This is a genomic window from Providencia sp. PROV236, from assembly GCF_033676985.1.
Lineage (GTDB): Bacteria > Pseudomonadota > Gammaproteobacteria > Enterobacterales > Enterobacteriaceae > Providencia > Providencia manganoxydans.
Genome location: NZ_CP096297.1, coordinates 1,924,938 through 1,938,791, shown reverse-complemented (window position 1 = coordinate 1,938,791; position 13,854 = coordinate 1,924,938). Strand labels below are relative to the sequence as shown.

Here is a 13,854-nt window from a genome sequence, read left to right as displayed (position 1 = left end):
AACGATAATTGGCATAAGATATAAGTTTACTATTTGATTGAGTAAAGACGCTGCAATGGCGTAAGACGTCTAGCAAAATCAAATATTTAGCGAGCAACGAATATTAGCTTATTGGGTTAGGAACTTCCGTTAATTTAAATGATGACGGCTTCCTGATTAAGAACGCTGAATTTTTAATCTAAAAATCAGGTTCACCGAATACTGCGCGTCTCTATACGAACGACTGCCGTGAGGCAGGCGGTTTTGTAAAAATCACGAGGCCATCGGTTTACAATAGCTCCTTTTTTCGCTGCTCTTTATTGAAAGTAAAAAATAACGAGTAAGTAACAATATGAAAAGAATGCTAATAAACGCAACTCAACAGGAAGAGTTGCGTGTTGCCCTTGTTGATGGGCAACGTCTCTATGATCTGGATATCGAAAGCCCGGGTCATGAACAAAAAAAGGCAAATATTTACAAAGGTAAAATCACTCGTATCGAACCTAGTCTTGAAGCCGCTTTTGTTGATTATGGTGCTGAAAGGCACGGTTTCCTTCCCATCAAAGAAATCGCTCGCGAATATTTCCCAAGCAACTACCACTCTCAAGGTCGTCCTAACATCAAAGATGTGTTGAAAGAAGGCCAAGAAGTTATTGTCCAAGTTGATAAAGAAGAGCGCGGTAATAAAGGTGCAGCATTAACCACCTTTATCAGCCTAGCCGGTAGCTATTTGGTATTAATGCCAAATAATCCACGCGCAGGTGGCATTTCTCGTCGTATTGAAGGTGAAGATCGTACTGAGTTGAAAGAAGCGCTCTCTTCTCTAGAAATTCCTGATGGCATGGGCCTTATTGTCCGTACTGCGGGGGTCGGTAAATCTGCTGAGTCTTTACAGCAAGATTTACTCTATCGCTTACGTCATTGGGAAGCCATCAAAAAAGCCGCAGAAAACCGCCCTGCACCTTTCTTGATCCACCAAGAAAGTAACGTGATTGTACGTGCATTCCGAGACTATCTGCGCCCTGATATCGGTGAAATTCTTATCGATAATCCGAAAGTAGTCGAAATGGCACGCAACCACATTGAAGCAATTGGCCGTGGTGATTTTGCAAGTAAGATCAAACATTACAGTGGTGATGTGCCATTATTTAGCCATTACCAAATCGAATCACAGATTGAATCTGCGTTTCAACGTGAGGTTCGCCTTCCTTCAGGTGGTGCATTAGTTATTGATACCACAGAGGCATTGACAGCTATCGATATCAACTCCTCACGTTCAACCCGTGGTGGCGATATTGAAGAAACTGCATTCAATACTAACTTGGAAGCGGCCGACGAAATTGCTCGCCAATTGCGTTTACGTGACCTCGGTGGCTTAATTGTTATCGACTTTATTGATATGACGCCTGTAAGGCATCAACGTGAAGTGGAAAATCGTTTACGTGAAGCCGTTCGCCAAGACAGAGCACGCATCCAAATCGCGCGCATTTCTCGTTTTGGCTTACTCGAAATGTCTCGCCAACGTTTGAGTCCATCTTTAGGTGAATCTAGCCACCATGTTTGCCCACGCTGTTCAGGTACCGGCACCATTCGTGATAATGAGTCACTGTCTCTTTCTGTCCTTCGCCTGATTGAAGAAGAAGCATTGAAAGAAAACACCCATGAAGTGCATGCAATCGTTCCGGTACAGATTGCCTCCTATTTGCTTAACGAAAAACGTAACGCTGTCAGTGAAATTGAAACACGTCAACGTAATGTGCGTGTTGTCATCGTACCTAATGACCAGATGCAAACACCACATTTCCACGTGATCCGTATTCGTAAAGGCGAAGAGATTAATACACTAAGCTACAACTTAGCGCAGTACCATGAAACGGAAACACTGAATGGTACCGATGAAACAACCACTGAGCGAAAAATGCCTGAGCAACCTGCAATTTCTGCATTTGCTTTGCAGGAACCCGTAGAGCAACCTGTTGCGGCTAAACAAAAAGAAAATAAACCTCGCCCTCAAACACCAAAACAACCTGCTAAGGCAGATTCTGAGGTGAGTTTATTCAGTAAAATTGCGGCATTCTTCAAGAAACTATTTGGTGAAGAAGAGAAAGTTGTTGAGAAACCTGTCGAAAAAAATCGTCAGAACAACGACAGACGTCGTAACAACGATCGTCGCAACAACAATAACCGCCGTAATAACCGTCGTGACCGCGATGATAATAATGAAAATCGTGATAATCGCGACAATCGTTCTAATCGTAATGCACAAAGTGACGATAACAACAATCGTAAGGGACGCAATAACAATAATAAGAATGCGAACCAACAAAACGATCAAGCAACCGATAGTAATAATCGTGATGCGCAACAGCAACAGCGTCGTGACCAACGCGCTGAACGTCGCCGCCGTCAAGATGAGAAGCGTCAGCAACAAGCCGCTAAAACTCAACAAGATGTAAGCCAAGACGTTGACTCATCAACCACAGAGAAAGAAGAGGCTCAGCCGCGTCCTGTTACACCACGTCGCCAACGTCGTCAGTTAACGCAAAAAGTTCGTATTACTGATAACGATAACGTTGATGTGATAGCGCAAAGTGAAACCACAGAAACTGTAGACGTGGTCGCTGAAAATAATGCTAAACCGATTGCAGCATTACCAGCACCAACGACCTCTGTTGAAATGCAATCTAGTCGTGTTGTTGAGCCAAGTAATGATGAATTACCAGAAACTCAAACAGATGATGAAGAAAAACAAGACACTATCATTCCTCGTCGTTCACGCCGTTCACCTCGTCACCTTCGTGTGAGTGGTCAACGTCGCCGTCGTTATCGTGATGAGCGTCATTTAACTAAATCACCAATGCCACTATTTGCTGCTGTTGCATCTCCTGAACTGGCATCAGGTAAAGTGTGTATTAGCTACCCAATTGTTCAACCACAACAAGATGCGGTTGCCATTATTACTAATGAAGAAATGCTTGAGCAACAAGCTGTATTCAACACTGAATCAGCGGTCACGACTGATGACGTCACGACTCAGCCTATTACGCCTGTTCACGAAGCTGTATCAATGGAGCCAAAAGAAGCTGAAGTCGATATCGTTACTGAAAAAACAGAGCAACAATCTGTTCATTTAGAACCTGTATTTGCCCCACAAGCAGAGCCTGTTGTTACGGAACATTCAGAACAAGTCATTCAGGAAACACAAGAAAGTCGTCAACCAGAACCACCGGTTGAAGTGTTACCTATAACAGTAGAACCTGTTATCGAAGAGGCTGTGGTTGAACAACCTAAAGTAGAACAATCTGTTGAAGAGGTTCCCGTGGAAACCGTTCAGGCTGAAGAAGTTCCAGTAGAAACAAAACCACTTGAACAAGTGCAAAGCGAAACCATCCAAGAGTCAGCTGTTGAAATAGAGACAGCACGGACAGCAAAATCCGCGGTTATCGTGGCAAGCAAAGCAGTACGCCATGCTTACTCACCAATGACCAAAGCACCAGCTCCAGAAGTGGTTGCGTCAACGTTTGAAATGAAGGTTTATCAACGTGAAGCTTCAACTTTTGTTAGTAAAGGCGCCGGAGGACATGTTGCAACAAACTGCGCGACATCCGAAATGGCAAAACCAACAAGTAACGAATAATCGATTACTGGTCAGTTAAGTCCGTTTTTTCTACAAAACCCCTCAATAATTCGAGGGGTTTTTTATTTCAAAAAACAAAAAAAGTGGTTCTAACACACCTAAGTATATTGCTAATACTTTCGCCTCTTATTAAATCCGTGTCGTACAACACCTAAATAGCTATCACGGTTTAGGCTAAAATAAACATCAGTAATAGATGTAAAAAAACACAATTACGGATGAATTTGCATTAAACATAAAGGCAAAAATGCCATTAATTCTTTCGTAGAATGAACTTTAATCAATTCAACACTAATTCGACTACAATAATAGCTCAAAAGAAGCAGTTTTATCGTTGTTTATCATTAAACTACTCTCTTATGAACGATACAAGGTAACTAAAAAGGAACAAAAAATGACTCATTGGGTGATTTTCGGCGCAACCAAAGGGATAGGCTATATTTTAGCCAAAATGGGTGTAAAACAAGGGAAACAAGTCACAGCATTCGTTCGTCGAGCAGAAGATGCGGAACGGCTAGCCGCTGAAGGTATTCAAACCATCATTGGCGATGCCACTGATTTCAATTCACTCGAACGTATTTTCGCTCAAACTACCCCAGAAACCGTGGTATTTACCACAATTGGTGGCGCTCAAGCTGACTTTTACGGCAATTATAATATTATTCGTAAAGCCGAGCAGCATCAGATAACTCGATTATTATTCGTTACATCAATTGGTTGTGGTGATAGCTGGTCAACCCTATCACCTAGGGCAAAATCATTATTTGGTCCGTCGGTAAGACAAAAATCGATGGCTGAAAACTATCTCCAGAGCAGTGAGATAAATTACACCATTATCAGACCCGGCGGCTTGATGAGTGTACCCGCGACACATAATGCAAAATTATTGTCGAATGAGGCTCATGGTGTAATAAGTCGGGAAGATGTTGCGGTCGTTCTCGCTAAATTAGTTGAAGATAAAAGTAGTTACCGACAAATATTTGCCGTTGTTGATCCTGATTTGAAACCAGGTTGGAGCAAGTGAAATTGAGAGCCGAGGATAACTCGGCTCAATTTTATTTATTTAACGTCTTTCTTACTTAAATCACCCATCTCTTTTAATTTATTAGAGATCTCACGGCGCTCTTTCGACAGTTCCGCATTTTTAATGATGTAATCATCAACACGATCATCATAGTCACTGCGCATGTTGGCAATAATTGCTTGAATTTCTTCAATCGTCATGCCTGGCTTAATATAATCACTCAGGTTATCAAGCAATAAAACACGTTTTTGGTTATCACGAATTTTCTTTTCGTTATCGGTAATTTCACGGCGAATTTTATTTTTACGACGATACATACGCACAAATTCCAGGACATTTTGGAAAGATTGCTTGTTAGCGTTGTCCATGTTTAAAAACCCTCTATTAGAAAAACAAAACGCATCTCTACCTACACAATACCTTCTATCAGTAGATTGTTACAACCCTATTTCACCTATTCATTGATTTAAAAACAGTGAAAAGGTACTTTTTGCTTAATATACATACAGTATAGGCTGAATTGTTTCAGTTATCTCTTTTAAGTCGCCGTTTTTCCTTTAATTTCTGCCAAGGACGTATTGTGCTCAACCGGATCCATTTTATCGCCACGTAAACAAAATGCCGATAGAATCGTCGTAATCACAACAAAACATCCCATAATCAAATAAGTATCAGCAAAACCTATCTTATCGTATCCCCACCCCGCTAATGGCGATAAAATACTGGCCACAATCGAAGTAATGCAACTGAAACCTACTAAATACAGTGTTGATGATAACCGCTTATCAAAATGACGGCTGTTATACTTAAAAATAGCAATTAACAGTATAGGCAGCTCTACTGCATGTAATAACTTCATGGCTGAGATCATGATCGGGCCTTCGACTAAGGCAGAGCCTATGATCCTAATTGCCATCACACTACTGGCAAACAACAAGCCATTTTTAGCGCCAATGCGGTTAACGATATAGGGTGCGAGGAACATCCCACCAGCTTCTAGAAAAACTTGTAATGAATTTAAGTAGCCATACATTTCATTGCCCATTTTTTCATCTTGGAATTGATGCGCAAAATAGACCATAAACTGCTGATCATACACACTATAAATACAGGTACCTAATACAAACAAAATCAGCGCCCAGAAACGAGGTAAGGCAAACAGTTGTAATGCATCACCAATAGTGATCCCAGAGGGCTTTCCATGTTCTAGGCTGTTAAATGCATTCGTTTTATCTGTTTTTAACCGTAATAAAATCACTAAGAAAATGACACCTGAAACAGTTGCCATAATAAAATTATAGTTCGGATCAACATTAATATTACGCCCAGCAAAGAAAGTGGCGATAGCCCAACCTAGAGAGCCCCACATCCTTGCTTTACCGTATTCAAAATCACGCAGACGGCTTACCCGTTCAGTATAAGACTCAAGAACACCAATCCCTGCATGAAAAGTCATCCCAATGAATAAACCACCAGCTAAACTGCCAATTACGACATTCCATTGTAATAATGGGCCAAACAACATAAAAAATGGCCCTGATGATATTAATAAGACTGCGATAAACAACAGTAAATTTTTACGCAGCCCTAATTTATCTTGTAAAAATCCGTACAGTGGTTGCGCACATAGCGCGATAATTGAAATACATGAGAATATAACCCCTGTATCTGTGCCTTCTAAACCAACATATTTTCGAAGCCAAATAGCCACAACTGAAAACGTTGATGACCATGTAAAAAAGAAAAAAAACAGTAATGCGCTCAATGAGGCATAGTATTTTCTTGATTCGATGTTCATTATCATTTGCCCATTCATTTCCCTGACTGAGAAAATGTTAAGGTTAACATTGGTGCTAAACTAGGAATTCACGTTAATATTGTGATGTTACGCACGATTGTTAACGTTAACAATCGTGTTTTGTGAGCAATATCACTTAAAGTATTGGCATAAAAAATCCACAGTTAACTTAATAATATTCAAAATTATAGACTCTAAATAATTTGAAGTGCAGTTAAACAAGAAATCAATGGGTGGTTAGGAACATAGAAAACTATGTAACTGTCGCATATGAACGAACTTATCATCGCTTAACGAGAAATGCGGTAATTTGAAGTATCGCAAGGGACAATGAATTAACCATAACTCGGACAAGAAGATAAAATTGCATGAAACTCTAGCCCTCAAACGAGGGCTCGCGATATCAATATTCAGCTATTGAATTTTACTGTTAAGAAAGGTAATTGCATCATCTAAAATGCTTTTTCGTGCAGGATTGGATTCTTCTTTTGCTTCCGCTTGTAGCCTAGTTACTATTTTTTGTTTATTCACTTCGCTACTGGCAAGTAACCCTACTGTTACCCTACCAATCTCAGACAAAATCAAACGTGTTCTTTCATCATAAGTATTCATAAACGCATCCTTTTTTGTAGTGATGTATTAAATAGTAGACTAAAAATACAGTGTTTACGCTTATTTTTACGCTGTTTTACGCTATTTTTTGATTAACATCACCAGAAAAAACCAATTTAACATATTGATAATAAATGGCTTATTGATATTTAAATTTTAAAGATAGATAACTGAATTTAGTTAAACAACAGTTTACTTTTAAATACCATTCGTTCAGGTTTTCCCCCATATCAGGTATAATAGAAGGTCGGTGTTTTATGTTTGCTATAAATAGATTTAAATAATTCACAATATCCTCATCACGGAAACCCTGCTCAGGCCAAATGGAGAAGCACGTTGCAAGAGACTAAAAAACAGCCCTCATTCTTTATCCATGACTATGAAACCTTTGGTAAGCATCCAGCGCTAGATCGCCCTGCACAATTCGCTGGAGTACGCACAGACTTAGATTTTAATATCATCGATGAGCCAGAGGTTTTCTATTGTTCACCTAGCGATGATTATCTTCCCCAACCTGAAGCTGTAATGATCACCGGCATCACTCCGCAACTTGCTTTAGCTCAAGGGGTCAATGAAGCAGAGTTTGCTAAACGCATTCATCAAGCCTTTTCTCAGCCAAATACCTGTATCATGGGCTATAATAATATTCGTTTTGATGATGAGGTTACGCGTAATATTTTCTATCGTAATTTTTACGATCCCTATGCCTATAGCTGGCAGCAAGGTAATTCACGTTGGGATTTATTAGACGCATTACGAGCCTGTTTTGCGTTACGCCCTGAAGGGATCCAATGGCCTGAAAATGATGATGGATTACCGAGTATGCGCCTTGAACATCTGACTAAAGCCAATGGAGTTGCTCATGAAAATGCCCATGACGCAATGTCTGATGTATTAGCCACCATCAATATGGCGAAGCTTTTAAAAGCAGCACAGCCAAGAATGTTTGACTACTTTTATCAATTACGTAATAAAAATAAAGTTAGTCAGCTGATTGATATTGTGGATATGACCCCTTTAGTCCATGTTTCAGGTATGTTTGGTGCTTTACGTTCCTACATTAGCCTTGTTGCGCCATTAGCTTGGCACCCAGATAACCGTAATGCCATCATCATGTGTGATCTTTCAGCTGATATTTCGCCATTGATTGATTTACCCGTGGAAGTCCTGCGCGAACGCTTATATACCCCTAAATCTGAATTAGGTGATGCTTTAGCTGTTCCGATTAAATTAGTACATATTAATAAATGCCCAATTTTAGCGCCTGAAAAAACATTACGAACAGAGGATGCCCTACGTACAGGGGTTGATCGTGACCTTTGCTGGCGCAATTTAGAAATTTTGCGTAAAAATCCAGATGTTCGCAACAAGGTCATTGAAATTTTTGCACAGGCACAACCCTTTGATGAGCCTGATGATGTAGATGCAAAAATCTATAGTGGCTTTTTTAGTAGTTCTGATCGTTCAACGATGGATATTATCAGAGAGACATCACCACTGAATTTACCTGCGCTCGATCTCACATTTGAAGACTCTCGAATGAAAGAACTGTTTTTCCGCTATAAGGCACGTAACTATCCCACAATTCTCTCCTATGATGAACAACAACGTTGGCTGCAACATCGTAGAGATTACTTTACCGAAAGCCGTTTGACCGATTATATGCACACCATTGAATTACTCATGATCGAGCATCAAAATGATGCTGAGCGCTGTAAACAATTAAAAGCCTTGGTGAATTACGCAAGGGAATTAGCGAGTTAATCTATACTCCAAATAATTCAAATGCAGTTTGGCAACAAGTGAAGATAACCGCTGAACATAGATAAACTATAAGATTTGGATAGCAGAACGTGGCCAACAACTTCCATGGGGCATATACACTGCCGCCAAACATATTATGTTTGGCGGCAGTGACTAAGATTTTTGATATCAATTAAGAAAATCAATTCATTGATTTTAACTGATAACACGAAATGGGAAAAAGCCGCTTTATCCCGCTTCGCCAACAACCTTAATGGTCGTGGTTACACCCACAATCCCCTTCCCAGTTTTTCTTCTTGGTGGTTTTCCCTAAACCAGGGTTCATAGTATTAGTGGGATCCGCTTGTTTATAAAAAGATTTAAGCTGCGGCTGCGCTTTATAAAGATGGCCCACATTATGCTCAGCAGGATACTGCGCACCGCGTTCATCCAACAACGCTAACATTTTTTCTTTCAGTTCTTTTGGATCAACGCCCTTTTTCAATACATAGTCTTGATGCATCACATGACACATAAAGTGACCACAATATAATTTATGTACTAATAATTTTTCAATTTCAGGTGGCAGTTTTTCAAACCAGTCGCGGTCATTACGACGTAATGCAATATCTAAAGGTAAAACATCTTCAACATCTTTATTATGCACGGCATGATAGCGAACTGCTGAGCCTGCCGCTGCAAAACGGTGTAAAAAAGCTTTAGCGCCTTCTTCGGGAGTACATTCAAAATAGCCGCCATCTGCGCTAGCAAAAAATGATTTTAACCACACTTGTGCTTCTGCAATACCATCGCCCGCCATTTTTAGCATTAGGTGATGTTCATATTTATCGCGAAATTGCTTCATACGCGGTGGTAAATGCGATGGCCATAATTTACTAAGCAATTGCATAGTGCGGTCAACAAGATTTGATGGCAATAAAGGCACTTTATTGAACACCGCGTCAATACGCCCTTTAATGGTGAAAAAGAGCGGCATTTTATCTGTGCCGAATTTATCAATCATTAAAAAGGTATCTTTGCCATACACTTCTGCAATATCAAAACAACCACGGTGCATATACTCACCAGCAACGGGTAAATTTTTGAACTCACTTAAAATATGACGACGAATATCTTCCAGTACATCAGGGTTATTCGAGCCAATATAAAACACCTGAGTTGAAGTATCTGCTGGGAAGGTATCAAGACGTACAGCAAAAACAGCCAGTTTCCCTGCACAACCAGATGCTTCAAATAAACGACGCTCATCAGCATTAAAACGAGATGGCGTATCTGCATCAACATCACGTACCCGTTGTGCATAGTCATGATCAGAAGCCAATTTTTCACTATGCTCAATATCTTCAGTACGATAACGACGGTTTTGCAGATTCGTTAATATCTCTTCCGGTGTTTCACCTAAATCAATTCCTAAATGGTTAACTAGCTCGACTGTACCGTCTTCATTAACGCGGCCATATAAAGCTAACTCTGTATATGCAGGGCCTCGACGGACTAAAGAACCACCGGAACTATTACAGATCCCTCCCACTACTGAAGCACCAATACACGATGAGCCAATTAATGAATGAGGCTCACGACCAAGTGGTTTTAGTATTTTTTCTAAGTCATAAAGCGTGCTGCCCGGCATGGCAACCACTTGATTAAACTCTGGGAGTACTTGGATTTGGTTTAAACGCAATGTACTGATGATCACAATATCGCGATCATAATCATAGCCACTTGGTGTAGACCCTTCAGTTAGCCCTGTATTTGCTGCCTGCATAATCACTATTTTATCTGCTTCAACACAGGCTTTAAACACATACCATTGCTCTAACAGAGTCGTAGGGAATACAACCGCAATCGCATCCCCCACACCTGAGCGAAAACCTTTACGATAACGCTCAGTTTTATGGGGTTCAACAAGGATATTTTTGTTGCCAACAATATTCCTGAGTGTGAGTAATAGTCGTTGGTTCTCAGGATTTTTTGCATTGTTCATATGCGCGCCTTTTCACTCGAATTCATATTGATTATTGGTAGTATAATACTAGTGCTAACAACAGTATCACATAATATTAAGATATTAATAGGCTATATTATTTATCTTAAGGACTTCTTAAATAGCCAAAAATATTCCATATTAAGGATATATACACATAGTTATCTACATACTTGTTTATTTTTTCTTTGGTCTGAAAAATCAAAACAATCGTTACTTAGCTCTTTCAACGCATTGATAAGAAATTCTTTGTCATTTATCGACTTTAAAGGAATGATAATTTCATCATAGTCTGCGGTATACCGCCCCTTTTCGGTCTTAGGCGGGCAAAAGGCAAAATTCACGCAAGTCTCATAGACAGCAACATAATGTAAAGCATCCCAGTAAAGGCTAATATTTTGGTTTGGCTCATCAAATACAAATCCTTCTGGATAGAACCAATAATGGTTTATTTTATCTGCTTTAATCAATCCCTGTTTTAAAAAAGATCCATGCAATGATACAGCGCGCCACAATCCAAATCGAAAACATAAAACAAATAATCCCAAAATAATAAATGAACCACCTATTATTTGTATTATCGTCGTGTAGTAAGGGATATTTTTATGAAAAAACAAGGGATCATCAAATGTGAAACGTATAAATGATGCAATTAACAACACAAAATCAATATGGACTATCCAGCGAATAATTTTAAATTTTCTTTTATATAGGCTAATCAATTCTTGCTTAAATTCAGTGAGCATCTCTTTGTAACTTGCCGGTGTGTACTGAATATCAATTTTATAAAATGGTTGTTCCTGTGTAGAGGGCTCAAAATAGAAAGGATTCATATTTTCTCCTTTATAATCTAGGTGTTACATTATGAAATATCAGTAAGTCCAGTCAATAAGAAGATTCGTGATACCACTCTATTATGAATTTTCATAACAAAAATAGCGCCTTATGGCGCTATTTAATTATTATACATTGATATAACTTCAATATCGCTTATTCGATAATGTCAAATTAGACATCGCTCATTTGCGGCATTGGTCGTTTAAACATTCTCGTCAATATCGCCATATATATCAGGCCAACCGCTGTCCAAATCAATCCATAAACCATTGAGTCTTCCTCGATATTCAGCCATAACACACAAACGGTTAGTGTCCCAATAACAGGTAAAATCAAATAATTTAGGATATTTTTAAAACCACTCATACGACGTTCACGAATAAAGAATTGGCTGATCACAGAAATATTCACAAAGGTGAAAGCAATCAATGCACCAAAGTTAATCAGCGCTGTTGCAAAGTCCATTTCAAACCAAATCGCACCCAGTGCCAATACACCAACCATTAACACGTTATAAGTAGGGGTACGCCATTTAGGGCTAACATGACCAAATACTTTTTCTGGGAATACACCATCGCGTCCCATAACATACATCAAACGCGCGCTACCTGCGTGTGCAGCCATGCCTGATGCTAATACTGTAACGCATGAGAATACCAAAATAATAGATTGGAAGAATGCCCCTGCAACAAAACGCATAATATCAGGCTGAGTTTCGTTGATATTCTGAAAACGTGAAACATCAGGGAAATACTGTTGTAAGAAGAATGAAACCGTAATGAAAATGATACCACCAATTAATGCGGTTAAGAAAATCGCACGAGGGATCACTTTACCTGCATTAGGTGTTTCTTCAGACAATGAACTTAACCCATCAAAACCTAAGAATGAGAAACAGAGAATGGTTGCTCCAGCAATCAGTGGAATTAACTCTGTTTTTTCATTAGCAAATGGATTAAATGTCCATATTTCACCCGTACCTTCACCATTTGATACCCCGTGGATAACCAATATAGTAAAGACTGCCATCACACCAATTTGGATAATAGCAATAACCGTACTGAGGTTAGCAATCACATTAATTCCACGCAAGTTGGCCGCGGTCATTAAAATCACTAAACCAACCACAAATATCCACGGTTCAACTGTCGGGAAGATGTCTTGTAAGTAGATCTTGGCCAATAAAATGTTGATCATTGGCATAAAGATATAGGAAAGCAATGATGTCCATCCGACTAAGAAGCCAATGTGTGGACTCATTGATTTTTGAGCATAAGTATACGCTGAGCCAGCTGATGGGAAACGTTTCACCAATTTGCCGTAGCTCAGAGCAGTAAATAGTATCGCGACAAGCGCAATAATATAAGAAGTCGGGACGTGTCCGCCGGTTTTATCGGATACCATGCCAAATGTGTCAAAGATGGTCATTGGCTGAATATAAGCCAGACCAATCATCACGACTTGCATTAACGTTAATGTTTTTGCAAGTTGCACACGGTTATTAGCACCAGTTTGGTTGTTACCGATTGATAGTGGTATTGAATTATTTGGCATGACAAAGCCCTCCCATAACTTTCGATTGAGTACTACTAGACCTACTTAATCGACAGTTACTGGGAAGACTTTGCATCTGCCTATAGGCAGAAAAGAAAGAAGAGAGGTTGAACGGTGAATTAGCGAAGCAAGTCGTTGCTCCGTAGTCATCGATGCGGCAACCGCGGCCACCAGGCCCTGCTGCGAATGCGAAAAAGTAAGCCATGCAAGCATTCCTCAAATCGGTAGCATTAAATGTTAGCTACACGCAAAAATATAATTTATCTATCCGGCCTATCATCCGGCCCCGTGAAAATGAACGAACTTAAAAAGCAAAAAAAAACCGATACCAGTAATTGGGGTATCAGTCATTTTTTTAGTTCGCGCATTTTGCACTTCAAGTAGTGAAATAGCAATAGTTATCGTCAAAAAAGTGGACAATATTTGATGAGAATTTCTGATATGTTTATTATTTTCACGGCAAGAGCTAATAACCTGTTTTATTCAATAATTTTTCGCCATTAAATATGTCTTTTTAGACTTTTTTGCACTATAAACAATTTTTAGACTTTTTTGCACTATAAACAAAAAAGCCTTCTGGCAATAGCGAGAAGGCTTTGATCAAGTTATTTATACTTTACATAATGCAAAGTGCAGGTAGGTGGAGAACATAGATAAACTATGTA

General features: G+C 39.5%; 10 protein-coding genes. 3 read left to right on the top strand and 7 right to left on the bottom strand.

The genetic code is table 11. The annotated features are described in order from the left end of the window. Positions 1-331: 331 nt before the first annotated feature. Together rne and M1E96_RS08545 are read left to right on the top strand one after the other, a co-directional pair. Positions 332-3,616 (top strand): ribonuclease E, encoded by a 3,285-nt coding sequence (gene rne, locus M1E96_RS08550; RefSeq protein WP_319066536.1) that lies wholly within the window; start codon positions 332-334, stop codon positions 3,614-3,616. A gap of 394 nt (positions 3,617-4,010) precedes the next feature. Further along, positions 4,011-4,640 (top strand): SDR family oxidoreductase, encoded by a 630-nt coding sequence (locus M1E96_RS08545; protein WP_272580017.1) that lies wholly within the window; start codon positions 4,011-4,013, stop codon positions 4,638-4,640. 35 nt (positions 4,641-4,675) lie between these two features. Here M1E96_RS08545 and tmaR read toward each other — a convergent pair whose 3' ends face one another. From tmaR to M1E96_RS08530, 3 genes are all read right to left on the bottom strand, one after another. Continuing rightward, complete coding sequence (gene tmaR, locus M1E96_RS08540; protein ID WP_070927160.1) at positions 4,676-5,008, bottom strand: PTS system regulator TmaR; 333 nt, start codon at positions 5,006-5,008, stop codon at positions 4,676-4,678. A gap of 170 nt (positions 5,009-5,178) precedes the next feature. Then, positions 5,179-6,438 carry an MFS transporter gene (locus M1E96_RS08535; protein ID WP_272580016.1) on the bottom strand — a complete coding sequence of 420 codons (1,260 nt, stop codon included), beginning with the start codon at positions 6,436-6,438 and terminating at the stop codon, positions 5,179-5,181. A 414-nt stretch (positions 6,439-6,852) separates the two neighbouring features. Continuing rightward, on the bottom strand, positions 6,853-7,050 hold the full coding sequence (locus M1E96_RS08530; protein ID WP_070927164.1) for a hypothetical protein: 198 nt from the start codon (positions 7,048-7,050) through the stop codon (positions 6,853-6,855). A gap of 336 nt (positions 7,051-7,386) precedes the next feature. On the opposite strand from M1E96_RS08530, the gene sbcB reads away from it, so the two are divergent. Next, entirely contained in the window at positions 7,387-8,814 is a 1,428-nt protein-coding gene (gene sbcB / locus M1E96_RS08525; protein ID WP_272580015.1) for an exodeoxyribonuclease I, read from the top strand. Between the two features lie 250 nt (positions 8,815-9,064). On the opposite strand, the gene dld is transcribed toward sbcB, so the two are convergent. The 4 genes from dld to M1E96_RS08505 all read right to left on the bottom strand — a co-directional run bounded on the left by dld (position 9,065) and on the right by M1E96_RS08505 (position 13,394). Next, positions 9,065-10,798 carry a D-lactate dehydrogenase gene (gene dld, locus M1E96_RS08520; RefSeq protein ID WP_272580014.1) on the bottom strand — a complete coding sequence of 578 codons (1,734 nt, stop codon included), beginning with the start codon at positions 10,796-10,798 and terminating at the stop codon, positions 9,065-9,067. Between the two features lie 161 nt (positions 10,799-10,959). Then, positions 10,960-11,631, bottom strand: a complete 672-nt coding sequence (locus M1E96_RS08515; protein WP_369427490.1) for a hypothetical protein — start codon at positions 11,629-11,631, stop codon at positions 10,960-10,962. A gap of 175 nt (positions 11,632-11,806) precedes the next feature. Continuing rightward, the gene (locus tag M1E96_RS08510) at positions 11,807-13,189 is read right to left on the bottom strand and encodes an APC family permease (protein WP_070927176.1); all 1,383 of its coding nucleotides are present in this window, start codon (positions 13,187-13,189) and stop codon (positions 11,807-11,809) included. Then, on the bottom strand, positions 13,179-13,394 hold the full coding sequence (locus M1E96_RS08505) for a hypothetical protein (protein ID WP_140178441.1): 216 nt from the start codon (positions 13,392-13,394) through the stop codon (positions 13,179-13,181). The genes M1E96_RS08510 and M1E96_RS08505 overlap by 11 nt, the downstream gene beginning before the upstream one ends. Between the last annotated feature and the right edge of the window lie 460 nt (positions 13,395-13,854).

Coding starts and splice junctions, on each gene's coding strand:
- M1E96_RS08515 (WP_369427490.1), bottom strand. CDS start 11,631: ATGAATCCTTTCTATTTTGAGCCCTCTACACAGGAACAACCATTTTAT.
- M1E96_RS08510 (WP_070927176.1), bottom strand. CDS start 13,189: ATGCCAAATAATTCAATACCACTATCAATCGGTAACAACCAAACTGGT.
- M1E96_RS08530 (WP_070927164.1), bottom strand. CDS start 7,050: ATGAATACTTATGATGAAAGAACACGTTTGATTTTGTCTGAGATTGGT.
- M1E96_RS08505 (WP_140178441.1), bottom strand. CDS start 13,394: ATGGCTTACTTTTTCGCATTCGCAGCAGGGCCTGGTGGCCGCGGTTGC.
- rne (WP_319066536.1), top strand. CDS start 332: ATGAAAAGAATGCTAATAAACGCAACTCAACAGGAAGAGTTGCGTGTT.
- tmaR (WP_070927160.1), bottom strand. CDS start 5,008: ATGGACAACGCTAACAAGCAATCTTTCCAAAATGTCCTGGAATTTGTG.
- dld (WP_272580014.1), bottom strand. CDS start 10,798: ATGAACAATGCAAAAAATCCTGAGAACCAACGACTATTACTCACACTC.
- M1E96_RS08545 (WP_272580017.1), top strand. CDS start 4,011: ATGACTCATTGGGTGATTTTCGGCGCAACCAAAGGGATAGGCTATATT.
- M1E96_RS08535 (WP_272580016.1), bottom strand. CDS start 6,438: ATGAACATCGAATCAAGAAAATACTATGCCTCATTGAGCGCATTACTG.